The sequence below is a fragment of the Chryseobacterium sp. JAH genome, from assembly GCF_001507335.1.
GTDB lineage: Bacteria > Bacteroidota > Bacteroidia > Flavobacteriales > Weeksellaceae > Chryseobacterium.
The window spans coordinates 146765-171028 of sequence record NZ_LMAH01000002.1 but is presented as its reverse complement, the minus strand read 5'-3'; the positions used below and the strand labels follow the sequence as shown (position 1 = coordinate 171028).

Annotated in this window: 24 protein-coding genes; 10 read left to right on the top strand and 14 right to left on the bottom strand. The window is 34.3% G+C overall.

Features of this window, described 5'->3' with window-relative positions; genetic code table 11:
* Positions 1 to 4 precede the first annotated feature (4 nt).
* The 4 genes from pheA to AR685_RS04470 all read left to right on the top strand — a co-directional run bounded on the left by pheA (position 5) and on the right by AR685_RS04470 (position 4582).
* Entirely contained in the window at positions 5 to 841 is an 837-nt protein-coding gene (gene pheA, locus AR685_RS04485) for a prephenate dehydratase (protein ID WP_059123867.1), read from the top strand.
* Between the two features lie 83 nt (positions 842 to 924).
* The gene (locus AR685_RS04480; protein ID WP_059123866.1) at positions 925 to 2568 is read left to right on the top strand and encodes an ABC1 kinase family protein; all 1644 of its coding nucleotides are present in this window, start codon (positions 925 to 927) and stop codon (positions 2566 to 2568) included.
* A 19-nt stretch (positions 2569 to 2587) separates the two neighbouring features.
* The gene (locus AR685_RS04475; protein WP_059123865.1) at positions 2588 to 3094 is read left to right on the top strand and encodes a hypothetical protein; all 507 of its coding nucleotides are present in this window, start codon (positions 2588 to 2590) and stop codon (positions 3092 to 3094) included.
* A gap of 135 nt (positions 3095 to 3229) precedes the next feature.
* The gene (locus AR685_RS04470; protein ID WP_059123864.1) at positions 3230 to 4582 is read left to right on the top strand and encodes a DEAD/DEAH box helicase; all 1353 of its coding nucleotides are present in this window, start codon (positions 3230 to 3232) and stop codon (positions 4580 to 4582) included.
* A 31-nt stretch (positions 4583 to 4613) separates the two neighbouring features.
* Here the strand turns inward: AR685_RS04470 and AR685_RS04465 are convergent, their stop codons facing one another.
* Positions 4614 to 4856 (bottom strand): hypothetical protein, encoded by a 243-nt coding sequence (locus tag AR685_RS04465; protein ID WP_059123863.1) that lies wholly within the window; start codon positions 4854 to 4856, stop codon positions 4614 to 4616.
* 283 nt (positions 4857 to 5139) lie between these two features.
* Between AR685_RS04465 and AR685_RS04460 the strand changes: the two genes are divergently transcribed.
* Positions 5140 to 5985 carry a transposase gene (locus tag AR685_RS04460; protein ID WP_228376390.1) on the top strand — a complete coding sequence of 282 codons (846 nt, stop codon included), beginning with the start codon at positions 5140 to 5142 and terminating at the stop codon, positions 5983 to 5985.
* Positions 5986 to 6158: 173 nt separating this feature from the next.
* Here the strand turns inward: AR685_RS04460 and AR685_RS04455 are convergent, their stop codons facing one another.
* The 8 genes from AR685_RS04455 to AR685_RS04420 all read right to left on the bottom strand — a co-directional run bounded on the left by AR685_RS04455 (position 6159) and on the right by AR685_RS04420 (position 11429).
* On the bottom strand, positions 6159 to 6746 hold the full coding sequence (locus AR685_RS04455; protein ID WP_165592798.1) for a tetratricopeptide repeat protein: 588 nt from the start codon (positions 6744 to 6746) through the stop codon (positions 6159 to 6161).
* Between the two features lie 129 nt (positions 6747 to 6875).
* On the bottom strand, positions 6876 to 7532 hold the full coding sequence (locus AR685_RS04450; RefSeq protein ID WP_059123860.1) for a GDSL-type esterase/lipase family protein: 657 nt from the start codon (positions 7530 to 7532) through the stop codon (positions 6876 to 6878).
* A 69-nt stretch (positions 7533 to 7601) separates the two neighbouring features.
* Positions 7602 to 8060 (bottom strand): lipocalin family protein, encoded by a 459-nt coding sequence (locus AR685_RS04445; protein WP_047442897.1) that lies wholly within the window; start codon positions 8058 to 8060, stop codon positions 7602 to 7604.
* A gap of 167 nt (positions 8061 to 8227) precedes the next feature.
* Positions 8228 to 9391 carry an iron-containing alcohol dehydrogenase gene (locus AR685_RS04440; RefSeq protein ID WP_059123859.1) on the bottom strand — a complete coding sequence of 388 codons (1164 nt, stop codon included), beginning with the start codon at positions 9389 to 9391 and terminating at the stop codon, positions 8228 to 8230.
* A 518-nt stretch (positions 9392 to 9909) separates the two neighbouring features.
* Positions 9910 to 10191 carry a hypothetical protein gene (locus AR685_RS04435; protein WP_047442899.1) on the bottom strand — a complete coding sequence of 94 codons (282 nt, stop codon included), beginning with the start codon at positions 10189 to 10191 and terminating at the stop codon, positions 9910 to 9912.
* 210 nt (positions 10192 to 10401) lie between these two features.
* Positions 10402 to 10659: a hypothetical protein gene (locus tag AR685_RS04430; RefSeq protein ID WP_047442900.1), complete on the bottom strand. Its 258-nt coding sequence runs from the start codon at positions 10657 to 10659 to the stop codon at positions 10402 to 10404.
* A gap of 10 nt (positions 10660 to 10669) precedes the next feature.
* A complete protein-coding gene (locus AR685_RS04425) occupies positions 10670 to 11083 on the bottom strand; it encodes a hypothetical protein (RefSeq protein WP_059123858.1) in 414 nt (137 codons plus the stop codon).
* Between the two features lie 88 nt (positions 11084 to 11171).
* The gene (locus tag AR685_RS04420; protein WP_059123857.1) at positions 11172 to 11429 is read right to left on the bottom strand and encodes a hypothetical protein; all 258 of its coding nucleotides are present in this window, start codon (positions 11427 to 11429) and stop codon (positions 11172 to 11174) included.
* Between the two features lie 156 nt (positions 11430 to 11585).
* On the opposite strand from AR685_RS04420, the gene AR685_RS04415 reads away from it, so the two are divergent.
* A complete protein-coding gene (locus tag AR685_RS04415) occupies positions 11586 to 14120 on the top strand; it encodes a phosphoenolpyruvate carboxylase (RefSeq protein ID WP_059123856.1) in 2535 nt (844 codons plus the stop codon).
* 57 nt (positions 14121 to 14177) lie between these two features.
* Here the strand turns inward: AR685_RS04415 and AR685_RS04410 are convergent, their stop codons facing one another.
* Positions 14178 to 15782 carry a S8/S53 family peptidase gene (locus tag AR685_RS04410; protein WP_059123855.1) on the bottom strand — a complete coding sequence of 535 codons (1605 nt, stop codon included), beginning with the start codon at positions 15780 to 15782 and terminating at the stop codon, positions 14178 to 14180.
* 167 nt (positions 15783 to 15949) lie between these two features.
* Between AR685_RS04410 and AR685_RS04405 the strand changes: the two genes are divergently transcribed.
* Genes AR685_RS04405 through AR685_RS04390 form a run of 4 tightly spaced genes read left to right on the top strand, consistent with a single transcriptional unit; the run spans position 15950 to position 19032 of the window.
* Positions 15950 to 17077, top strand: coding sequence for a DegT/DnrJ/EryC1/StrS family aminotransferase (locus AR685_RS04405; RefSeq protein WP_059123854.1), 1128 nt, complete (start codon positions 15950 to 15952; stop codon positions 17075 to 17077).
* Entirely contained in the window at positions 17078 to 17506 is a 429-nt protein-coding gene (locus tag AR685_RS04400; RefSeq protein ID WP_059123853.1) for a hypothetical protein, read from the top strand.
* Positions 17507 to 17545: 39 nt separating this feature from the next.
* Entirely contained in the window at positions 17546 to 18568 is a 1023-nt protein-coding gene (gene galE, locus AR685_RS04395; protein WP_059123852.1) for a UDP-glucose 4-epimerase GalE, read from the top strand.
* Between the two features lie 29 nt (positions 18569 to 18597).
* Positions 18598 to 19032, top strand: coding sequence for an adenylyltransferase/cytidyltransferase family protein (locus AR685_RS04390; RefSeq protein WP_047442908.1), 435 nt, complete (start codon positions 18598 to 18600; stop codon positions 19030 to 19032).
* Positions 19033 to 19096: 64 nt separating this feature from the next.
* Here the strand turns inward: AR685_RS04390 and AR685_RS04385 are convergent, their stop codons facing one another.
* The 4 genes from AR685_RS04385 to AR685_RS04370 all read right to left on the bottom strand — a co-directional run bounded on the left by AR685_RS04385 (position 19097) and on the right by AR685_RS04370 (position 24262).
* Positions 19097 to 21604 carry a TonB-dependent receptor domain-containing protein gene (locus AR685_RS04385; RefSeq protein ID WP_059123851.1) on the bottom strand — a complete coding sequence of 836 codons (2508 nt, stop codon included), beginning with the start codon at positions 21602 to 21604 and terminating at the stop codon, positions 19097 to 19099.
* A gap of 165 nt (positions 21605 to 21769) precedes the next feature.
* A complete protein-coding gene (mltG, locus tag AR685_RS04380; protein WP_059123850.1) occupies positions 21770 to 22795 on the bottom strand; it encodes an endolytic transglycosylase MltG in 1026 nt (341 codons plus the stop codon).
* Between the two features lie 33 nt (positions 22796 to 22828).
* The gene (gene dapF, locus AR685_RS04375; protein WP_059123849.1) at positions 22829 to 23599 is read right to left on the bottom strand and encodes a diaminopimelate epimerase; all 771 of its coding nucleotides are present in this window, start codon (positions 23597 to 23599) and stop codon (positions 22829 to 22831) included.
* A gap of 93 nt (positions 23600 to 23692) precedes the next feature.
* Positions 23693 to 24262: a hypothetical protein gene (locus AR685_RS04370; RefSeq protein ID WP_059123848.1), complete on the bottom strand. Its 570-nt coding sequence runs from the start codon at positions 24260 to 24262 to the stop codon at positions 23693 to 23695.
* Positions 24263 to 24264: the final 2 nt, after the last annotated feature.

Here is a 24264-nt window from a genome sequence, read left to right as displayed (position 1 = left end):
TCTCATGAAGATAGCATTCCTTGGCCCACACGCCAGTTTCACGCAGCTGGCAGCCTCACAGATTTTCGCTGAAGAAGAATTAATTCCACAATCGAGTATTTTAGATTGCTTCAATGCCGTGAAAAATAATGAAGTCGATAAAGCCGTCGTTCCTTTAGAAAATTCTATTGAAGGCACCGTTTCTATGACACTCGATTATCTCTATGATTTTGAAGTTTTTATTGAAACTGAATTGGTGATGCCAATTGCGCATCATCTGATGATTCATCCTGATAACGAGACTTTTGATAAAATCATTTCGCATCCTCAGGCCTTGGCGCAGACTTTTCATTTCAGACATGATCATTATAAAAATATTCATTCACAGGATTACAGTTCAACAGCTGCAGCCGCAAAATTGGTTTCTGAAAATCCAAACGAAAAATGGGCAGCAGTGGCCAATCGATATTCAGCAAAATTGTATGGTTTAAAAATCGTCCATGAAAACATTCAGGATTTTGAGCAGAATCACACCAAATTTATTGTAATTTCAAAAAATAAGGAAAATTTACAGATCGATTTACCAAAAACTTCAGAAAAAACGTCTCTGCTTATTACGCTTCCCGAAGATCATGCCGGAGGTCTTCATCAGGTGCTTTCCGTTTTTGCATGGCGAAAAATGAATCTTTCCAAAATCGAAAGCCGAACACTGAAAACGGGCTTGGGAAATTACTTTTTCTTTATCAATGTCGCCAGTGAGTGGCATAATGTTCTGTCTCAAAATGCAATTGATGAAATAATTGCTTTAGGCTGTAATGTGAAATTTCTAGGACATTATGATGAATATGTTTTTGTTGAATAGTTTAATGAAATTTCATTTTTAAATTACAATCCAATAGGAATAATTTTTGAACTTACTTTGCAATTCAATTCATCCTCAAAATTATGTTTGACAAACAACAGCGAAAGCTGAAAAGATCCGCTCGTTTAATCTCCGTTTTAAGCAAATACGGCTTCAAAGATATGATTGCCAGAATGGGCAAAAAACCGGAAGAAAGTTCTGCGCCGTCTGATGAAATTATTTCTAAAGGAACCGTTTACGAAAGAATCCGTCTTGTTTTAGAAGAACTCGGTCCTACCTTTGTAAAACTGGGACAGACATTCAGCAACCGTGAAGATCTGCTTCCACCAGAATTGATTCAGGAGTTGCAAAAACTTCAGGATCGGGTAGAAGTGGTCGAAATGAATGTCGACGAAATTCTGGAAAATGAATTCAATATAGTTGTCAATGAGCATTTCTCGGAAATTATTGCAAAACCTTTGGCTACAGCTTCTATCGCTCAGGTGTACAGAGCTACTTTAATTTCGGGAGAAGAAGTCATTTTAAAAATCAAGAAACCTGACGTTCTCAGCGTCATTGAAGATGATTTGCTGCTCATTAAAGATTTGGTGAAGTTGATTTCGACTTATTCTGAAATTGGCTCAAAACTTAATTTAAAACAAGCCATCGCAACTTTCGAAAAGTCTTTATTGGAAGAAGTTTCACTAGTTAATGAAAGAAATAATATCAAACAGTTTGCTTTAAATTTTAAAAACAATAAAGAAACTTACGTTCCGATTATATATGACGAATTTTCGAACAATAATGTCCTTTGCATGGAATTCATTGACGGAATAAAAGTAACCGATAAAACAGAACTTTTAAAAAATCAAATTGATCCTGTTGTCGTTTCTGAAGTTGGTTTAAGACTTTTTGTTTCTCAGATTTTAGATTACGGATTTTTCCATGCCGATCCTCATGCCGGAAATATCTTGGTAAAAAGAGATGGGAAAGTTGTCTTCATCGATTTTGGAGCCGTCGGAAAAATTCAACCTAATGACAAAGAAATTCTTGAAAGTCTGATTGTCGCTTTTGTCGCTAAAAATTCCGGTAAAATTGTTAGGTATCTCAAAAAGATGGCGGTTAGCTATGAAATTCCTGATGAAAGAAGATTTGAAAATGATGTGGAGGAAGTTTTGAATTTCGTTCACAGTACTTCACTCAAAGATATCGATCCGCATATCATCATCAACAAGATGAAAGATGTGTTGAAAGACAATCAGCTCTACATGCCGGACTATTTTTACCTTTTATTCAAAGGAATTGGCTTAATAGAAGGTGTAGGCAGAACCATCAATCCCGATTTGGATATTGTAAAAAGTTTACATCCTTACACCAAAAAAATATTGACCAGAAAGATCAGTCCGAAAAAACTCTTCAAATCCGGAATGGATAAAATGATGAATTTCACGGATAATGTGGACGAAATTCCTAAAGAGCTGCGTTCTGTTTTACAGAAACTGGATGATAATAAGTTTACGATATCAAGTGAGATTAAAAATATAGAGAAAACGAACCAGCTGATAAAATCAAGTATTATCAATTTAATTTTAGCTATGATTCTAGGTGCAAATATTATTGCAACGGCAATTGTTTTTGTATCAGAATCAGGACCAAGAATTGGGGAGATGTCTTTGGTAGGGTGTTTAGGGTTTGTTTTTTCTAGTTTATTGGTTGTGATTCTTTTGTTGAGGATTACAAGAAAATAGCAAATTTGATTTAATTTTGATGAAAAAATTAGTTTTGTTATGTACCTTTTTAAGTTTATGTTTACATGCTCAAAAAGAACCTGACGAAGGTATTTTAGGAGATTTTGACGGAAATGGAATCAAAGAATATGCATACATCAAAATTAATGATTGCGGTGAGGAATGTGATGGAATATGTGAATCTCTAATTTATTTTAGTGATAAAAAATTAAAATCATTTACTATTTCTCCTGCAAAAGGTGGAACACTCCATAACCTTCAAGATTTAAACAACGACGGAAAAGATGATATAGGGTTTTATCCCGATTGGTGTACAAGTTGTTGGCATCCTTTTTATGTTTACACCTTAAATAAGACAGATTGGACTCCTTTGGTAGAACCTATTTCGACTCACTGTTCGCAATGGGAGAGTGATCAGTTTCCAATTAAAAAAGATGCAAAGAAGAAAGGATTTGTAATTGTTACAACAAGTGAGTTTGTGGACGATGATATTAAAATAGTCAGTAGAAGCATAAAGATTCAATAATTTCCTTGAGAATAAGAACATTGATATTTGATAAATTTCACTCATTTAATTTAAAAAACTAGATTTAATTTTTGATAATTATATTGTTGTTTTTGAGCCAAATTAACAATGGAAATAATTGACTATCTTTGCAAAATGGAAAAACTCACTTTTGCAGACTTTGACCTTCCGGTAAAAGTTCTTGATGTTTTAGCAGATTTAAACTTATTTGAGCCTACTCCAATTCAGGAGAAGAGTATCGGTCCGATCCTTTCAGGAAGAGACGTAATGGGAATTGCACAGACGGGTACAGGAAAAACTTTAGCGTATCTTCTTCCGGTTTTGAAGACCTGGAAATATAATAAGACAGGAAATCCAACGGTTGTTGTTTTGGTTCCTACTAGAGAATTGGTGGTTCAGGTAACTGAAATTGTCGAAAAACTGACAGAAAATATTACTGCAAGAGTAATCGGAATATATGGTGGGAAGAACATCAATACGCAAAAGCTTTTATTTAATGACGGTTGTGATATTTTGGTTGGAACTCCGGGTAGAATCATGGATTTAGCCATTGATAATGCCATTTCATTAAGAGAGGTTCAAAAGCTGATTATTGATGAGTTTGATGAGATGCTTAATTTAGGTTTCAGACCGCAGTTAACTCACATTTTCGAAATGATGAGAGAAAAAAGACAGAATATTCTTTTCTCTGCAACGATGACAGAAGCTGTGGACGAAATGTTGGACCAGTATTTTGCAGGTCCGATTGAAATTTCATTGGCAAAATCAGGAACTCCACTTGAGAAAATTGAGCAGACGGCTTATAAAGTTGAAAACTTTAATACGAAAATCAATTTGCTGGAGCATTTGTTGAAAAACAATGAAGATATGTCTAAGGTTTTGATTTTTGCCAATAATAAAAAACATTCAGACTTATTATTTACAAAAATCAATGAACTTTTTCCTGAAGAATTTGATGTGATTCACTCCAACAAATCTCAGAACTACAGATTGAAGGCTATGAAAAGCTTTGAGAAGGAAGAAATAAGAGGTTTGATCACAACAGACGTTATGGCGAGAGGGCTTGATATCTCCAATATTACGCATGTTATCAATTTTGAAACTCCTGAAGTTCCTGAACAGTATATTCACAGAATTGGTAGAACTGGTCGAGCAGATAAAGATGGTAAAGCCATTACTTTTGTAGCCAAAAAAGAAGAAACTTTAGTTTTAGATATCGAATTACTGATGGATAAAGAACTGAAGTATATCGGTTTCCCTGAAGAAGTGAAGATCAATCCTAAGAAAATTGTTTCGGAAGAGGATGTTATTCTGATGAAAAATCCGGCTCAGACAAAACTGTTTGATGGTGGTGGAGCCTTTCATGAGAAGAAAGACAAAAACAAAAAAGAAAACTGGGGTGGTCCTTCCAAAAGAAAAGCTCCTAAAAAATTCGGAGCCAACAGAGCGCAACAGAAATCAATCTCGAAATCAAAGAGAAAGAAATAAAAAAACTCCCGATTTGGGAGTTTTTTGTTTTTTAATCGAACTGTATGTTGTTCTTTTTCAGAATCTCTTTAAATTTATCCGTTTTGCCTTCATCTTTCATTTTTTTATAAACATATCCGATAATTGCTTCGGCATCTGATCTGTAAGGTGATTTTTGAGTTGTATAAATCGTATAGGCTTTGGCAATATAATCCAATGCTTTTTCATTGTCTTTAAGATGATCATAGTATACCTGACCAATTCCGTAATAAACTTCAGCATCATTAGGATACACTTTATCTAAATCTAAATAGGCGTCGATAGCTTTGGTGTATTCTTTTTTGTGGTTTAATAGTCAAAAATAGTTGGTGAAATTCATTGTAATACCGATTGTTACTGATGATACAGAAAGTTTATTGAACTTTGTTTCAATAAACTTTTTTTATGGCTGAAAATTCAAAAAAAATCGTTGTTGGAGTTGCAAAAGCCTGGATGTAATTTCCTGGGGAAAACAAAACGGTAAGCGTCGTTTTAAATGTAAAAATTGTGGCATTTATTTTACTGCAGAGAATAAATCTGTGAGCTTGAAAAACAAAGAAATTTGGTTTAAAAAATGGATTATCGGAAAACAAACTTATGAGCAAATTTCAGCAGAATCCGGATATTCGGTCAGTACTCTTCAGCGGTATTTTAATGTTATGCTTAGGAAAGCTCCAAAGCTCAGTTACAGCCAGAACAAGGAGGTTTATCTGCTCATCGACGGCACTTATTTCTCCAATGAAATCTGCCTGGTGGTTTACAGAGACAATGTTTTTAAACAAACCCAACTTTACAGAATTATAGACGGAGAGCATTATGAAGAACTGAAAGAGGATTTGGAAAACATTCTTAATTTGGGAATGAAAATTGGCGGCATAACCTGTGATGGTGACAAATCTTTACTGAAAGCCATCCGTAAAGTTTGCCCGAAAGTTCCTGTTCAAAGATGTCTTGTTCATATTCAGAGGATGTGCAAAATATGGCTTTCCGCCTATCCAAAGTCTGTAGCTGGTTTTGAGTTGCGTGAAATTGTCTGCAAACTTCATTTTATTGATAATGAAGTCAAAAAACAATATTGGATCAAAGAATTTTTGGACTGGTCTGAAAAGCATAAGGAATTTTTGAATGAAAAATCATACAGTCAGGAAACCGGAAGATATTGGTACACCCACAAACTGGTGAGAAGGTGTTTTTCGGTTATCAGAAAGGCTTTGCCTAATATGTTTATCTTCCTGCAAAATCATAAAATCCCGAAAACAACAAACGGAATAGAATCTTTTTTCGGCCATCTGAAAGGTAATCTTAATATTCATCGGGGACTTACCATAAGTCGGAGAAAAAAGTTTATTCAGTGGTATCTTTTTTATAAAAATCTAGAGGCGTAAAAGGTTTTTCTTAGCCATAGAGCTGTTCCAATAATTTACAAAAAAGGATGGCAAAAACCATCCTCTAAACTATTGTTTACAGCGCTGATTGTATTGCTGGTAAGTTGCTCCTCAGCATTGCTTACTTCCTCTTCTAATCAACGGCCAAATATTACGAATTATTTTTGTCAAAATCACCAACTATTTTTGACCACATTACCTTTTTTGTAAATATATGCAATAGGGATGTTCTGTAAAGGCATTTTTCCTTTAGGATCTATCTTTAGTGATTTCTTGTAAGCATCAATAGCTTTGTCAAATTCTCCTACTCTTCTATAACAAATTCCCAAATTGTCCCATGCATAGGTGTAGGATGGATCTTTTTTAACTGCTTTTTCGTAATTTTTTATTGCTTCTATCCAATCTTCTTTTTTTGATGCTTCAATTGCTTTGTGATAAAAGTCTAAAGCTTCTTCATTTTTAGTGACCTTTTCTATTTTACTTTCTGCGACGTTTACTGCTTTTTTTAGGCTGGGGCAATTTTTCATCATGTACCGTTCCATCTCATTATAGCTTTCTGTATACTGCTTAGAATCTTTATCAGTATTAAAATTAAGATTTACTTGTTTTTTACCATTAACTTCAGGTGCTGTTTTTGATAATTCATCAACGGTTGAAAGAAGTGATCCTAATTGTAACGCTCCTGTATATTTGTCAATACAACCGTGAATATCTTTTATGACATCCGATTTATTTCGGTTAAATATTTCTATTGAGTCCACGCATTTACAGGCGTTCTCAGATAGTTCCTGAGTTAATTTTTTTTTGTCTTCGTTTTTTTGTGCAAATCCTAAAAAAGAAATTAGACAAATGATTAAAATGGTTAGTCGTTTTTTTATCATGGTTAAAAATTATTTCATAAAAGGATTCATGACCTTTGTCCAAAGTTGATAACCTTCCGGAGTCATGTGCAGCATATCTTCCACAAAAAGATCTTTTCTTACATTGCCGTTTGCGTCATTCATAATTTTTGTGATGTCGATGAATTCTGCATTTTTTTCTTTCTTCATGAATTTTGCAATTTTTTTATTGGCTTCTTTCATTTGGGGCCAAAGCTTTTCTCTGCTTGGTGAATATTTAATAGAAATAAAATCAACCTGAATATTCGGAAACTTTTCACGTATTTTTTTGTAAAATACTTTCAATCTGTCAACGACAACATCAGCTTTCAATTGAGCATCATCAGCAAAATCATTTTCGCCACAATAAATAATAATTTGTTTTGGTTGATAAGGATTAAGCAAATCTTCAGAATAGGAATTTAAATCTGTCAATCTAGAGCCGCCAAAACCTCTATTGATGATTATTTTTCCTGGGAAATAGTCTGAAACATTTTGCCATTTTGTGAAAGATGAGCTTCCTACTAAAAGAATTGCGTTACTGGGAGGAGCAGACTGCTGATCTAATGTTTTAAAATTCTGAATGTCTTCCCAGAACATTGGTTTTTTTTCCTGTGAAAAAATAAGTGTAAAGGTCAGCAATAGAAATGCTGCAAAAATCTTCTTCATTGTTGTCTGAATTTTTATTGGAAATAAATATAATAAAAAACTCCCGAAATTTTCGGGAGTTAAGTTGTTTTATCTTTTATAACTTCTATAAACGTAATCGATGACCTGATCTCCGTTGTAATCGATACTGTCGAACATTTCCATCAATCGTAATTCGCTGCTACTTAAGATTTCCACTTTATATGGTCTTTCGTTATCATTATTATATTTTATAACCAATACTTTCGTTTCTGTATCGTAAGTATAAGTACCTTCCGTTTTGCTGCTTGTACATGTAGCACCGATCCCTGTCACTGCAGTATATGCTGCATAGTAATCAATTCTGAATTCTGTGGTGCTCTTTGCGCTACAACCTGTAGGAACGATCGAACTAATAACAGTTTTATTATCCTTTCCGGAGATTATTTCTTCTTTAGTTTCTTTCCATTCACCTTTTAACATATCCAATTCAAAGTTTTGAATATCATCATCTTCACATGAACTAAGAGCTAAGGCCGAAAAGGCAAATAAAAGTAAGTATTTTTTCATTTTCACAAATTTAACAATGTGCTAAAATATAAATAAATTTGTAATATTTGTAATGAATTTAAGCTTTTTTAAACTAATGTTTGTAAAAAATATAATTTTGAAAGCTGAAGGTTTACTATTTCAAGGTTAATCTGCCAAAAAATTTTTAAATGATTACTTTAGAGCTTCTAATAACTCATCTCCACGATCTTGTATGCATCATGTGGCGTAAGCTTTTTGTATTCACCTAAGCCAAGCCAATTTCGTTCTGTAAAGGCCTTCTCAATACGTTCTGCAGTATTTTGATAGTCTTCAGTATAATCTGAAAGTTTAGTCTTAATTTCAAGACTGTGAAAAAACTCTTCTAATTTTTTGATGGCTGCTTCCGCTTTTTGCTCTAAACTTCCTTCTGTAATTTTCCAGACTCTTTCTGCGTACTGAGCTAGTTTTTCTTTTTTAGATTCAAAATTATAACGGTAGTGCGACGGAGCGATTACGGCAAGTGTTCTTGCATGATCAATTCCATAATAAGCAGTCAGCTCGTGTCCCATTGCATGCACTGCCCAATCTGTGATGACTCCTTTTTGAATAAGTCCGTTTAAAGCCATTGTACAACACCACATAAAATTTCCTGCAGCATCATAATCAAAATTTTCAGCCATTACCTTTGGAGCGGTTTCCTGTAAGCTGATCAAGATACTTTCTGCAATTCTTTCCTGAAGATCAGCTGAAGAGGGTGATGTCATGTATTGTTCTAGTACATGTGTATACGCGTCAGCAATTCCGTTGGCAATTTGCTTTTTGGGAATAGATTTGATGACCTCTGGGTCTAAAACCGAAAATTGAGGAAACAATCCAGGACCTCCTGAAGACAGTTTTTCGTTAGTTTCTCTTCTCGATATGACGTAGCCAGAATTCATTTCTGAGCCGGTTGCCGGTAAAGTCAAAATAGTTCCGAAAGGCATTCCTTCACCTTCAAAAGTTCTGACAGATTGTTTCAATATTTCCCATGGCTCACCATCGTAATTGGCTGCTGCAGAAAGAAATTTCACACCGTCAATTACAGAACCACCACCCACCGCAAGCAGATACGTAATATTGTTTTCTTTAATGAACTGTAAAGCCTTCACCAGAACCTCGTATTCCGGATTTGCAGGAACACCACCGAATTCCTGAACATCATGATTTTTTAAAGCATCTTTTACCTGATCGTAAACGCCGTTGCTTTTGATACTTCCACCGCCATAAATCATCAAGACTTTGGCATCTTGAGGAACTTCTTTTGAAATTTTAGCGATCTCTCCTTTTCCGAAAAGTATTTTTGTTGGATTTTTTAACTCGAAATTAAGCATTGTTATAAATTTACTGTAGACCAAATTTACAAAATGACAGACGAAATATCGATTAATGAAATCTTAAAATGTATATGATTGAGTTTAATTAAAACTATGGGTTTGTTTTGTCTAATATGTCAATATGATTCTGAATCTCGTTAATGAAATATTCACGATATAATTTCAGGTATTGACTTAATTCAACATCAGTAATGTCAAGATCATCAATTGCGGTTTCAATTCTTTCACCTTTAAAATAGAAAGTACGTTAATATAATAACAGAGGAGATAGACTTAGAATTTTTAACTTCTAGTTCTTCTTCTAATCTCGGTGAATTTTCGTTAACTAGCAGATGATTTCGTAAATCATATTCTTTGTACAGAAACCAGATATGAATTACTGTAGCAATGAAAAAAATAAAAGAAAAAAAAACAACAGTTTTTAGAAAGTAGATACCGATTGCAAAATTAACCACGGCAAATAAAAAATGAAACAGTAAGCCAAAATTTTTATTCACACGATTTATTCTTAATATTTATTTACCTTCCTGCATTCTTTTTTGAAGAAAAATGTGAGCAGTTCTTACTCTGATTTCATCCTTTACTTTTTTCAAGTTTAAAAGCGAATAAATGTAGATAGGAGTAAATAAAAGTGGTAAAGCAGTATACATACTAATATCATTCTCAAGAGTCATGTAAACAGCAATCCCAATAAGTATGATAAAAGAAATAATATGGAATTTGATAATTGATTTATACTTTTTTTCAGTACGTTTCAATTCTTCAAGACTTTGATCTGAAAGTATTTTCTTTTGCATATTGTAAATTTGGTTTAAAGGACAAAATTAAATAAAAATAGCATTATCAGTCAAGTAAAATTCCCTTCTGGATGATTAAAATAATTTGTTTGTTGTGTAACGGACTGTTAATGAATTGTTTATATTGAGCTGGTTACTGGCTAATAAATTCAAATAAAAAAGAGTTTTAAAGATTCTTTCAGAATATTGGATAGTATCATTGTCCTCTTATTACTTAACATATTCAGATTCTCTTGATTTTATTTCTGTATTTACCTGATTTCGTGCTATGAATAGAGGAATTAGTGTTAGAAGACATCCAACACCAATGGGAATTAGCTTAAAGTTTTTATTTGCGATGGCAAAATAGAGCAATATCAAAAACGAAAGCAGCAACACTGTGCCGAACCCAAAGATTGCGTTTGTAATGGATTTCTTTTTTGTTACCAATTGTTCTGAGCCGAGATCAGACAAACTATTTTTTTTCATGATCGTATTTTTAATCTAAAATAATTTTATAATAGTTAATTTCTTTAGTGGAGCTGATGCTATCAAACTCTATCTGGTCGATTTTGAAACCTTCGCATTCTGTTGTTACTGCAGATGAACGTATGGAAAAATTAAATAATTTTATCGTTGAAAAGAATCGATATTTTTTGGTACCACTGAAGGATCCCACGCCTTCTAATTTGATTTTGAAATCTGCGGTTTTTGTAAGCTCAACTCCTGTTGATATTCCATTTACTGGCTCTTCCTGAATGGCAAATGTGGGTAGAGAACCATTTTGTATCAGGTTTTCACCCTGAGAATTTATAAATTCAAAAACAACAGGTTCCGGGTTGGTGTAGCATTCTTCTTTGCAGGAAATGAGAAGACTGATAATTGAAAATAGGGTCAGTATTTTCTTAAACATAAATATCTTGTTTTGGCTGAGCAAAAATACAGAAAATATGTTTAAGACCGAAGCGGAATTCCCTAGATGTTGAAAAAAAATAGTTGGGTTAGCCTTTTAAATGTAATATTCTTGATCTGATTTCTTTTCTGATTTCTTTTAATCTAAAATAACACGACAAAATAGAGTAACTGAAAAATACAGGAAAGAAAGTGAAAAAGCCTACACCTTTTTCTGAAGTGATGAATATGGAAATTCCGACAATACAAATCATTAAAATTGAATTTCTTATAAAATCCCTACTGGTTTTTTCTTCATTACGATACAACTCATCAATGCTTTGCTCTTTTAAGGGTTTCTCATTCATAATACGTGATTGTATGCCATTAATTAGATAAAAATAAGCTTAATTATTTGAAAGAACGTATTTATAACAAAATTGTTTTGTTAAATAAATCAAAATTTCATACTTTTTTAAACTTAATCTCTCGCAATTAAATTTAAAATCTACTACATTTGTTGTATGAGACACGACCAGCGCGCAGAAAAATTCAGGCAGATTGTAGAAAATAAATTCCAGATCTACAATTCATTATTTATGAGCCTGCCTTATGATAAAATGACCAATATCGGAATGCTTCTTCCTTTTCTTTATGAAGAAAGCAAAGAAGGTTATCAGGCAGGGAAGAATCCTGAACAGATTGTAGAAGAATTCTTTGCCAATCATACAGATTTACAGACTGAAGATCAGAAACTTGAATTACTTTTTAAAATCATTCAATACATAGAAAGACAGGTGGTATTGTTTGACAGTATCGAAGATGCGGCTTTTCCCAATTTACATTCTGAAAGTGACAGCGGAACGGTGACCAATCTTTTCGAGCGTTCTCAGCAGGATCATAAGCTTGAAAAAGTACGTGAGAAGTTAAGAGATTTTACAGTTAAGGTAGTTTTTACAGCTCACCCGACTCAGTTTTATCCGAGTTCGGTTCAGCGAATTCTCCATGATTTGAGAAAATCAATCACTGACGATTCGATTACCAGTATTGATATGCTTTTGCAGCAGCTGGGCAAAACACCTTTTGTTAATAAAGAAAAACCCACTCCGATTGATGAAGCTTTAAGTATTATTCACTATTTAAGATATGTATATTATGATACGATTGGAGAACTTTTTACCAAAATCAAAAAAACTTTCGGTAACGGACATTTTCATTTGCATGAAGATTTGATTCAGCTTGGTTTCTGGCCGGGAGGAGATAGAGATGGAAATCCTTTTGTGACGGCAGATGTTACGAAAAGAGTTTCTGAAGAACTGCGCTCTGCTATTTTAAAATCGTATTATGGTAATTTAAAAGATGTAAGAAGAAGATTGAGCTTTAGAGGTGTTTCAGAAGTTTTGGGACAGCTGAGCGCTGAATTATATACTGCAATCTTTAGAAACGAAAGAATCACCGCCCAAGATATTCTGAAAAGATTAGATGAAGCAGAAAAGATATTGGTTGAGGAGCATAATTCTTTGTTCTTAGATCTACTTGAAAACTTCAAAGATCGTGTGAAAATATTTGGAACTCACTTTGCGACTTTAGATATCAGACAAGACAGCAGAATCCATCAGCAGGTAATTGATGATGTCTACAAAGCTAAATTTGGTGAAGCTGAAGTTAGCAATGATGAAAAATTTAATCAGCTTATTCATTTATCAGAAAAAATAAATGTTGACGATTTTGAAGATATTGTAAAGGATACCTTAATCAATGTCAATCAGGTGAAAGAGATACAATTTGTGAATGGAGATCGTGGGATGAACCGATATATTATTTCAAATTCTGACGCTGTAAAAGATGTAATGAATGTGTATGCATTTTTCAAAATTACAGGTTATAAAGATGAAGAAATAAATATGGATATCGTTCCGCTTTTTGAAACGATGGAAGGTCTTGATAACGCTGAAAGTGTAATGAGAGATTTGTATGAAAATCCTGTTTATCAACAGCACTTGGAGCGAAGAGGAAATCAACAGACAATCATGCTTGGTTTCTCTGACGGAACAAAGGATGGTGGCTATCTGAAGGCTAACTGGGAAATTTACAAAGCGAAAGAAGTTCTTACCAAATTGTCAGAAGAAAATGGTATTAAAGTAGTCTTTTTTGACGGTAGAGGTGGTCCGCCGGCTAGAGGTGGAGGAAAAACACATGATTTCTATGCATCGCAAGGAAAGACAATTGCCAATAATAAAATTGAATTGACGATTCAGGGGCAGACGATTACCAGTATTTTCGGAAACAAGGAGCAGGCAAAATATAATTTTGAACAGTTGTTGACTGCCGGAGTTGAGAATGACGTCTTTAAAAATTCTAAAAAAGATTTAACGGAAAAAGAAAGAGCGCTAATTCTTGAATTGGCGAATATCAGTTATAAAAAATATTCAGATTTAAAGGCGCATCCTATGTTTGTACCTTATCTTCAGGAGATGAGTACGCTCGAATATTACGGGAAAACCAATATCGGAAGTCGACCTTCGAAACGTGGTGGCGGAAACGAATTGAAATTTGAAGATTTGAGAGCCATTCCGTTTGTGGGATCATGGTCGCAGTTGAAACAGAATGTTCCTGGTTTCTTCGGATTTGGTTTTGCGATGCAGCAGTTGAAAGAAGACGGTAGGTTTGATGAAGTAAGAGAATTATATAAAGGTTCAGATTTCTTTAAAACTTTAGTTTTGAACTCGATGATGAGCATGAACAAGTCATATTTCCCTTTGACTTATTATATTAAAGACAACCCTAAATTCGGTGAATTCTGGAATGTACTTTTCAGCGAATACAATCTTTCAAAAGATATCATGCTTGAACTTACAGGTTTTAAAATGCTGCAGGAAGAAGATCCGTTATCAAGAAAGTCTGTAAAAATCCGTGAGAAAATAGTGCTTCCGCTATTGAGTATTCAACAGTATGCTTTGATGAAAATTCAGAAAGGCGAAGGTAATAAAGCTGCGTATGAAAAGCTGGTGACAAGATCGCTGTTTGGTAATATTAATGCAAGTAGAAATTCTGCGTAAATTATTTACTTAAAACTTGAAATAAAAAAGCCCTCCAAATCGGAAGGCTTTTTTTATTTAATCTTTCAGAAATTTCTCATAATAAACCCTATCCTTAACCTGAATTTTCAGATAATAGGTTCCATGAGAAAAATCCTGAACATTAATAGATTTTTGATTTTTTGATTTTAAAACCAATCTTCCGAGATTATCATAGACTTCAAGAGACAAAACTTCTCCTTCAGTGGCAATATTCAAAATAGATTGTACAGGATTGGGAAAAATTGAAATCTTTTCTCTTTTCACCAATTCTGAAGTATTCAAAACCGAATTATATAAACTTCCAAAATTTAAAATTCCATAGCCCATTTGATCGGTATGGTTTGGGAAGAGTGATGCTGTCTGTCTTAGTTGTGTTCGCATCGTATTTCTATTCATGCTCGGAAAAGCTTGTATCAAACATGCAACTCCGCCTGCTGCAATTGGTGTGGCAATTGATGTTCCCGAAACAGTTGTGGTAATATTGTTATTAACTGTTGTAGACGCAGTTCCTCTTGCACTCGCATCTGGTTTTACGGCTCCAGATGAATTAGGTCCAAATGAAGAAAAGGTCGAAGAGATTCCTGCAGAATCCACAGAACCGATGGTAAAAACCTGCGCGTTATCTGCTGGAGTAGTAATGTAATGCCAGGTTTGCGCTCCCGAATTTCCTGCAGCTACTAAAACAAAGATTCCTTTACTCACTGCAATCTGGCTTCCTCGTGCGATGAAAGAGGTCGTACCGTTCATGTTGGCGTAGGTATAGCTATATTTCGGATCATCAAATGTGGAGTAACCTAAAGAGGTTGTAATCAAATCAACACCTTTTCTGTCGGCTTCCTCAGCAGCCTCAATCCAATATAATTCTTCTTCAGGAACTTCTGCTGCAGCGTTTTCACTTCGATATAAGTAAAAGTCGGAATCAGGGGCAGAACCTACAAAGGTGTTTTGTATATATCCACCGATTGCACCTAAAACCACAGTTCCGTGTGCGTTTAAAGTCGTATCATAAATATTGGTCGTTTTGGTGACGAAATCGTAGCCTCCTTTAATGCTGTTATTTGTCCATAATCTTGAAAAGGCAGAACCTGTATTGACGGTAGGGAAACCTGTATCGATGACGGCGATTGTAACGCCTGTTCCAGTAAATCCGGCTAGGTGAAGTGGCTTCAGGTTAATCTGATCAATCTGGTCTAATCCTGAACCGTAATTAAAGACTGTTAAATTTTTTTGAGCGTGTTCAAAACTTTTCCACTTATTGACCGTTTCAGTTTTTAAAACTAACGAAGAGTTTTTTGCAAAACTTTCTACTGACTGCACGAAAGATTGAGCTTTTATTAAATTGACCTGAGCCTGATTGGCCGTAAGAGCGACACCATTCAACCATTTTGAAGAGTCAATGATGGTAAATCCTAAGTTCTGTAAATTTTGAATAAAAGATGGCTCGATAGGAGCATCCTGGTCATTGAGAGGAATTCCTAAAGATGTTCGCCTGTTAAGTGATTTTTGAGTTAATTCTGATAATGGATTTGCATAAAATGTTGCTTTGTTGGGCTTGTCATTAAAATATACAAAAACCAATTCGCTCTGAGCCTGTGATAAACTGTAACCTGCTAAAAAACAAAATAATAAAATTTTTTTCATCTATTTATTTTGGATAAAGATAAAACAAATTCAATAAAATTTTTGAAAGGATTTTAAAATCCTTATTTTTACGAAAATATTTGTTAGTGAAATCGCTGCGCAACATTTGTGTTAAAGAATAATAATAGTAAAGTGATTTCATTTAACTTAGAAAAATAAATTGAAGTATGAAAAAAATACAGATGGTTGACTTGCAAAGTCAGTATTACAAAATAAAAAATGATGTAGATAATGCGGTACTTAATGTGTTGGATTCTGCGGCTTTCATCAACGGCCCTGAAGTAAAATCATTCCAGAACGAAATGGAAACTTATCTTGATGTAAAGCACGTTATTCCTTGTGCAAACGGTACAGATGCTTTGCAAATAGCTTTGATGGGGTTAGATTTACAGGAAGGCGATGAGGTGATTACTGCTGATTTTACCTTTGCAGCGACAGTAGAAGTGATTCATTTGCTTAAATTAAAATCTGTATTGGTAGATGTAGATTACGATACATTTACAATCTCGACTGAGCAGATTAGAAAAGCGATCACTCCAAAAACTAAGGCAATCATTCCGGTTCATATTTTCGGACAATGTGCGAATATGGAGGAGATTTTAAAAATTGCTGAAGAACATAATCTATTCGTAATTGAAGACAATGCACAGGCTATTGGTTCTCAGTTTACATTTTCAGACGGAACTGTACGACATGCAGGAACAATGTCAACCGTAGGGACTACTTCTTTTTTTCCATCTAAAAATTTAGGTTGTTATGGTGATGGTGGAGCAATCTTCACCAACAATGACGAATTGGCTCACCGTTTAAGAGGAATCGTCAACCACGGAATGTACGAAAGATATTATCACGACGAAGTAGGCGTGAACTCAAGATTAGACAGTATTCAAGCAGCCATTTTAAGAAAAAAACTTCCAAATTTAGATTCTTACAACGACGCAAGAAGAAAAGCAGCTGATTATTATGACGAAGCTTTTGCAGGAAACGAGAATATTCTGACTCCAAAAAGAGCTGAAAATTCCACGCACGTCTTTCATCAATATACTTTAAGGATTTTAAACGGAAAACGTAACGAATTGCAGAAATTCTTAACAGAAAAAGAAGTTCCTGCAATGATTTATTATCCGGTAGCTTTAAGAAAACAGAAAGCCTATTATCAGGAAAGCAATGATGCAGATTTTGTGAACACAGACAAGCTTTTGGATCAGGTGATTTCGCTTCCGATGCATACAGAATTAGATGAAGAACAGTTGAAGTATATTACGGATGCTGTGTTGGAGTTTATGGGAAAATAGATGAAAAAAAAGGTTTTCAGATATAAATTTGTTTATTGGCTTGCTCTTTTAGTCAATGTGATTTTTTTTATATCATTCGGATATGGGATTTATAATAGAGTAGTTCTTAATTCCGTTTTTGATCTATACTCACTAATAATATTTATAATTACAGTGCTTTCAGCTCTATCTTTCATATTATTAATTAAGAAAAATAAATTATCAATTTTAACTTTTTCAATATTATTGATTTTAATTTCTTCAACAATCACATTCAGTATTATTAAATCAATTCTTGAGGGAAGTTTTGGAGGTGACTCAATTGATTATATTATGCCTCCAATTGTTTATTTTGTATTATTGGGTTTACTTTTTTTAATTATAAAGTACAAATCTAAAGTTGACTATTTTCAATTAGAAATAAATCAGATAGGACAAAAGGAAGAATGAAAAATTACACACTACCAATTAAATATTACTTATAAAAAAATGGCAATACTTGTAACAGGCGGACTTGGATACATCGGTTCTCACACCGTGGTAGAACTGATCAATAATAACTTTGAGGTTGTTATTGTGGATGACTTATCCAATTCGGAGAAATTTATTTTAAATAATATTGAGGAGATTACAGGTAAGCGACCTATTTTTTATCCTTTCGATTTAAAAAGAAAAGAACTCTTGCATCAGGTTTTTGATGCACATAATATTGAAGGCTGTATCAATTTTGCTGCTTTCAAAGCAGTGGGTGAGAGCCAGAAAAAACCGGTTGATTATTATGAAAATAATTTGTTTTCAGTAATCAATGTTCTTCAGGAGTTTAAAGAAAGAAATATTTCAAACTTTATTTTCAGTTCATCTTGTACCGTTTACGGACAAGCTGACGAAATGCCAATCGACGAAAATACTCCGTTGAAAATGCCGGAAAGCGTTTACGGAAAAACAAAACAGATGGGCGAAGAAATCTTAAAAGATTTTGCTAAAGTTTATAAAAGTAAAATCTCATTGTTGAGATACTTTAATCCAATCGGAGCTCATCCATCAGCATTATTGGGAGAATTACCAATCGGAGTTCCTTACAATCTTGTATCTTATGTGATGCAGACTGCTGCGGGAATTCGTGAGAAACTAAGCGTTTGGGGAAATGATTATCAGACTGAAGACGGTACAGCAATCCGTGATTATATTTATGTTGTAGATTTGGCAAAAGCTCACGTTGCTGCTCTGAAAAACTTAATCAATAAAAATTCTGATGAAACGGTGATCGATATTTACAATTTGGGCACTGGAAAAGGTTCTTCGGTTCTAGAGGTTGTGCAGGCTTTCGAAAAGGCTAATAATGTTGTTGTTCCATATCAGATTTGCGATAGGAGAGAAGGGGATATCACAATTGCTTACGCCAACGCAGATAAAGCAGAAATGGAACTGAATTGGAAATCTGAAACTACTTTGGAAGAAACATTAAAAACGGTATGGGATTGGCAGAAGTATTTAGAATCTAGAGAAAATTAATTTTAACTCATATTACACCAAGAATTTATATGAAAACCGAAAGAATAGGAATTACATTTTCATCATTTGATTTACTTCACGCAGGGCATATCAAAATGCTGGAAGAAGCTAAAACAGTATGTGATTACCTGATTGTGGGATTGCAGATTGATCCATCACATGACAGACCAACGAAGAATAAACCAACTCAGACTATCGTAGAAAGATACATACAGCTCAAAGCTGTAAGTGCAGTGGACGAAATTATCCCGTATTATACCGAAGAGGATTTGGAAGATATTTTGAAATCTTTTGTAATCGATGTAAGGATTATCGGAGATGATTATATGGATAGAGACTTCACGGGAAAAAATTACTGCGAGGAAAAGGGTATAGAAATTTTTTATAATAAAAGAGATCACCGTTTTTCATCAAGCGATCTTAGGAAAAGAATCTACGAAGCCGAAATGGCAAAATTGAAATAAAAAAATTCCCGAAAATTATTTTTCGGGAATTTTTTTATTTATAGGACTTTTCTAAATTCCATTATTACATCGGACCTTGTTGTTCGTCTCCTGTAGCATTAGAATTCACATCTTTCTTTCTTTTTGGCTGCTCGATTTTTTCACCTTGCTTGAATCTGTAAGTCAATGATACTGCAAACTGTCTTGGCTGCCATTGCATATAAGAATCTCTGCTAAATTCTGCCGTATTGGTAGTACTTCTCATTGCACGAGTATTGAATATATCCTGAATGTTGAAACTCACTGTTCCGTTACCATCCCAAATGGTTTTCGATGCCCCTAAATTTAAAGCATACATATCATTTCTAGTTTGGTTTTCTGTTTTCTGAGCTCCTCTGTAGAAACCTTGCAGCTGGAAGCTGAATGTTTTATCAATCTTAAAAGTTGAGGTCAATCTGGCTCTTGTAGAAAAACCTGACCCTTCAAAAGATAGCGGTTTGCCTAATAACTCTGGAGCATTAGAAATTCCTGTTGTTTTATAGCCAAATAAATCCACGTTTCCTAAGAATTTCAACCATTTTGTAGCGTCCCAGTTGAAGTTTAAGTCTAAACCATAACGGTCGTCACTTCCTAAGTTGATAGGTTTCGTGTGGAAGGCTCCTGATAAATCAGAGTACACCAACATTTTTACATCATCTGTTGAATGCCTGTAATAAAGTGTGGGGTTGATCGTGAATTTACCTTTAGAAATACTGTATCCAAATTCATACGAATCTACATAAGAGGGATTTAAATCAATATTTCCGTCAAAAATATTCTGATTATCAGTATAACTAGGATTTGGAATCAAAAAGAAAGATCTCGGTCTGTCAATCCTTCTTGAGTAGTTGACCAAAAACTGATTGTCTTTTGCAATTTCGTAGCTTAAGAATACCGAAGGGAATAAGTTATTATAAGTCTTCTTACTGTTAATATTATCAGTATAGAAATCTAAATTTGAATACTTGATATCAACCTGAGAATACTCATTCCTAAGTCCCAACTGATAACCCAACTTACCAATTTTACTTCTGAACTGTACATAACCGGCATTGAAAATTTCTCTGTAATACGCATTGTAGGTGAAATTATTCAGAAAATGAAAATCAGGATTGTTGACAGTTCTTTCCAAAACATCGTTGTCATATACGTTTTGATTAATATCTAACCTGTAGCCGGCCTCAATTTTTGAATTTTCACCAATAGGCAGTTCATAATCAGCTTTACCTACCAATGTTTTATTTTTAGTTGTCTGATTAATTACGTTCTGCAGTTCAAAGACGTTGTTCTGGGTTTGGTTTACGTCAGTATCATTGTATGATCTGTTGCTCTGTAAGCTTGCAGATAATGATAAGTTTTGTCCCTTGTCATCAAATTTGTGATCTAAACCTAAATCTGCCTGAAACGCAAGATTATTGTTAGAACCCGTATTCATTCTATTTACAAACATGCCAGGATCTTTAAAGAAGCGGTATTCATAATTCACATTACCAACATTTTCGCTTTCAAAAGTTCTTACTGTAGCAGAAGCATTAACAGATGTTTTATCAGAAATATCATAAACGATACCTGATGATGCATTGTAATTATTGTTGCTGCTGTTTGTAATTGATTCCTGACCTGTGAAAGTTCGATCACTGTCTAAGGCAGCATTAAAAAATGTTGCATTATTTCTATTCGTATTCTTAGATTCACGATATCCGCCGCCGCCATTCAAGAACCAAGTTAAATTTCCTTTTCTCCAGCTCAAGTTGGTGTTTAAATTCGTTTGAGGTAAATACCCTAAAGTTCCGATTACACTTCCGTTGAAACCTGTTTTCTTAGATTTCTTTAAAATAATATTTAAAATACCAGCCGTTCCGCTTGCTTCGAATTTTGAAGAAGGGTTGGTGATGACCTCAATTCTTTCGATCTGATCAGCCGGAATACTTTGTAAAGCGTTGGCACCATCGTCAATTCCAAGAAGGGCAGAAGGTTTTCCGTTGATTAAGAATCTCACATTTGAGCTTCCTCTCATTGATACTGTACCGTCTGTATCCACAGAAACTGATGGTACATTTGAAAGTACATCCTGAAGGTTTCCTCCTTTACTTACGATATCCTGAGATGGGTCGTATGTTCTTTTATCTAATTCTACTTTATAAGGTTTTTGAGCAACTGTAATCGTTACGCCCTGAATATCCTGAGTTTTTAAATTGGTAGCAGAACCTTCAGCTTCAATTGATAAAGCACCAATATTTCCCGCTGCGGCAATCTGCTTATTGACGACACTTTTTTTGAAATCGATTGCCTCTATTGAGATATCATAATTTCCAGGTGTTAATTCTAAGTTGTACTGACCTTTTTCGTCTGTTAAAGTAGCATCACTGAAGAGTTTATTTTCTTTGTGACTAAAGGTAACAGAAGCATAAGGTACAGGCTGGTTGCTCTTGTCTACAATAGTTCCTGTAACACCTACTTTTTCCTGTCCAAAGGCAAAAGCCGCTGCCGATAATACAAAAGTAAGCCCTAAGGTTTTCTTTGTAATCATGCTGATTATTTCCGTCTGATTCATAAGTATTCTTTAAATGAAATCATGAAAAATACATTTAATATTATCAAATTATTAAACGCCGAATGTTCAGATTTTCAAGTTTCGTTTATTATTTTTAATAGATTGGTCGCATTTGAAGGCGATTTGTTAATTGCTAAATTGTTAAATTTTAGTTAAATATATTTTCTATTTGATATTTTTAGAATTAAGCCAATCCTGATAAGCTTTTGCATTTTTTACATGCTCCTCTGCATTGGCTGTAAATTTGTGGTAACCAAGCCTTGCAGGGTCTGCGCACATAAAAATATATGAGTTGTTTTCGGCATCCAAAACAGCATTCACAGCATTTTTATCAACCACACAAATCGGACCCGGAGGAATTCCTGCATTCGCATAAGTATTGTAAGGAGAAGGTGTGGTTAAATGCTTATAAAATACCCTTTTTATAGGATTCTTAAAATTAGTTTGTTTATTGATCGCGTAGATTACCGTAGGATCAGATTGGAGTTTCATGCCTTTTCGAAAACGGTTTAAATATAATCCTGCAATAGTTTTCATCTCGTCAGGTTTTCCTCCTGATTCTTTATAAACAATAGATGCCAACGAATAAATCTGTTCTCTGGATAGTCCAGATTTTTCTTCTTTCTCTTTTTTTTCAGCGGTCCAGAATTCATTGTACTGATCTTCAAATTTTTTGAAGAATTCTTTTGGAGTTACCGTCCAGAAGAAATTGTACGTATCAATGAAAAAATATTTTTTTAAATCTTCAGCGCTGCTGTATCCTTTTTCTGTCGCAATTTTATTTAAATCATTCACAAATGTCAAAGAATCAAGTTCAGTTTTTTTTGAAACTTTCCCAACCATCTGATAAATATCTCCGAAATCACCGATTCTGAAGGAGTTTTCGGTTTGATTTCCCGCTTTAATCATGTTCACAAGACTTGTGTTACTTGCTCCTTTATTGAAATGGTAACGCCCCGGTTTGAAATGTTGATCCATTTTCTTGTCTTTCGCTACATCATTAAAAGATTCTTTATTATCAATATATGGAGCAACAGAATCTAAAATTTGCTTATAGTCTGCCCCATGAGGAATCAAAACGTACCCGTCTTTCTGCACATTGTTTCCGTAATATTTTTTATAAAATTTAAAACCAAAAAATCCTGCAACAGCAAGAATAAGGAGTACGATAATGAGAATAGCTTTTTTCATTATGGATGAATTGATTAAAAGTTTTTGCTTTATTTAAATAAGATCTACCTTACCTGAGAAAACCTGCTTTGCCGGACCTTCAAGCCAAATTTCGCGGAAAGAATCTCCGTTTTTTTCAGCATAAACTTTAAGGTCGCCACCCAGCGTTTTAACTTTTATGGAAGTTAGATTGCTTTTTTGAAGAAAAGTTAAAGCAGAAGCTGTAACTCCGGTTCCGCAACTATAAGTTTCGTCCTCAACGCCTCGTTCATAGGTTCTTACGAAAATTTCATCGTCAGAAATATTTTCAACAAAATTTACATTGATGCCTTTTTCCTGATAATTTTCAGAGTTTCTGATGCTGTTTCCTTCTGCAAAAACGTTGAAATTTGAAATGTCTCGTACGTATTTTACATAATGGGGAGAACCGGTATCTAAAACTGAATCATCTCCGTCATTATTGATTGCATCAACATCCCCCATTTTTAGTTTTACAATATCACCATCGATTTCAGCTTCATGAAGTCCGTCAATTGCTGTAAATACTGTCTTGTTGTTTTTAAAAATAGAAAGGAAATTTGCAAAAGCGACCGAACAGCGGGCACCATTCCCACAAAAACTTTTTGAACCGTCAGAATTGTAGTAGTCAACTTCGAAGTCGACATCCTCAGCATTATTTATTTTGATTAAACCATCTGCACCTATTCCGAAACGGCGGTCACAAAGTTTCTGGATACTTTCAATATTTAGATTGTCCCATTTTCCTGAACGGTTGTCTAGCATGACAAAGTCATTTCCTGTTCCCTGATATTTATAAAATTCCATACTTTATTTTGTCTAAAAACCAACGTACAAAATTACTATAATTAAAACGAAAAAACGAACAGCTGCTGCTGTCCGTTTTCTTATTTAGAATGATTATTTTCTGAATCCGCCTCCTGATCTATTTGATTTCTCCTGGCTGTTATTTTGAGTTGCAGCAGGTGTGGCATTTTGTGTGCTTCTTGTACTGTTTGTATTATTTCTGAAACCACTGTTTCTGTTGGATCTCGGTGTACTTTGCTGCTGCGGTCTTTGTCCGTTGTTATTTCCGGAGTTTCTGAATCCGCTGTTTCTTCTTGGGGTACCCACGTTACCGTTGCTGTTTCTCGGATTGGTATAGGTTCCGTTATTATTGTTGGGTGTATCTCTGAAACTTGGAGCAGGTCGGTTTGTTGATGATCGTTTTTCAACATACACTTTGGTTCTGTTATTACCATAATAATAAGGAACCCCATTATCATAGTAATATCTCATATCATCTCTGTAATAATAGCCATCGTTGGCATAATATCCACCTGTATTGTAATAAGCTTGCGGTGCGTAATAATATCCATTGTTATAATAAGGATCACCGTATGTATCCGCGTATCCGCTGTTGTAAGACATACATGAAGATAAACTACATGCAATGACTGCTGCGAATGCTATTTTTATTAAATTTTTCATCT

Bases quoted from the DNA above. Each gene is read 5' to 3' on its own strand.
- AR685_RS04415 (WP_059123856.1), top strand. From the start codon at position 11,586: ATGAGACACGACCAGCGCGCAGAAAAATTCAGGCAGATTGTAGAAAAT.
- AR685_RS04420 (WP_059123857.1), bottom strand. From the start codon at position 11,429: ATGAATGAGAAACCCTTAAAAGAGCAAAGCATTGATGAGTTGTATCGT.
- galE (WP_059123852.1), top strand. From the start codon at position 17,546: ATGGCAATACTTGTAACAGGCGGACTTGGATACATCGGTTCTCACACC.
- AR685_RS04445 (WP_047442897.1), bottom strand. From the start codon at position 8,060: ATGAAAAAATACTTACTTTTATTTGCCTTTTCGGCCTTAGCTCTTAGT.
- AR685_RS04450 (WP_059123860.1), bottom strand. From the start codon at position 7,532: ATGAAGAAGATTTTTGCAGCATTTCTATTGCTGACCTTTACACTTATT.
- dapF (WP_059123849.1), bottom strand. From the start codon at position 23,599: ATGGAATTTTATAAATATCAGGGAACAGGAAATGACTTTGTCATGCTA.
- AR685_RS04425 (WP_059123858.1), bottom strand. From the start codon at position 11,083: ATGTTTAAGAAAATACTGACCCTATTTTCAATTATCAGTCTTCTCATT.
- AR685_RS04470 (WP_059123864.1), top strand. From the start codon at position 3,230: ATGGAAAAACTCACTTTTGCAGACTTTGACCTTCCGGTAAAAGTTCTT.
- AR685_RS04370 (WP_059123848.1), bottom strand. From the start codon at position 24,262: ATGAAAAATTTAATAAAAATAGCATTCGCAGCAGTCATTGCATGTAGT.
- AR685_RS04430 (WP_047442900.1), bottom strand. From the start codon at position 10,659: ATGAAAAAAAATAGTTTGTCTGATCTCGGCTCAGAACAATTGGTAACA.
- AR685_RS04405 (WP_059123854.1), top strand. From the start codon at position 15,950: ATGAAAAAAATACAGATGGTTGACTTGCAAAGTCAGTATTACAAAATA.
- AR685_RS04400 (WP_059123853.1), top strand. From the start codon at position 17,078: ATGAAAAAAAAGGTTTTCAGATATAAATTTGTTTATTGGCTTGCTCTT.
- AR685_RS04435 (WP_047442899.1), bottom strand. From the start codon at position 10,191: ATGCAAAAGAAAATACTTTCAGATCAAAGTCTTGAAGAATTGAAACGT.
- AR685_RS04390 (WP_047442908.1), top strand. From the start codon at position 18,598: ATGAAAACCGAAAGAATAGGAATTACATTTTCATCATTTGATTTACTT.
- pheA (WP_059123867.1), top strand. From the start codon at position 5: ATGAAGATAGCATTCCTTGGCCCACACGCCAGTTTCACGCAGCTGGCA.
- AR685_RS04385 (WP_059123851.1), bottom strand. From the start codon at position 21,604: ATGAATCAGACGGAAATAATCAGCATGATTACAAAGAAAACCTTAGGG.
- mltG (WP_059123850.1), bottom strand. From the start codon at position 22,795: ATGAAAAAAGCTATTCTCATTATCGTACTCCTTATTCTTGCTGTTGCA.
- AR685_RS04480 (WP_059123866.1), top strand. From the start codon at position 925: ATGTTTGACAAACAACAGCGAAAGCTGAAAAGATCCGCTCGTTTAATC.
- AR685_RS04410 (WP_059123855.1), bottom strand. From the start codon at position 15,782: ATGAAAAAAATTTTATTATTTTGTTTTTTAGCAGGTTACAGTTTATCA.
- AR685_RS04440 (WP_059123859.1), bottom strand. From the start codon at position 9,391: ATGCTTAATTTCGAGTTAAAAAATCCAACAAAAATACTTTTCGGAAAA.
- AR685_RS04475 (WP_059123865.1), top strand. From the start codon at position 2,588: ATGAAAAAATTAGTTTTGTTATGTACCTTTTTAAGTTTATGTTTACAT.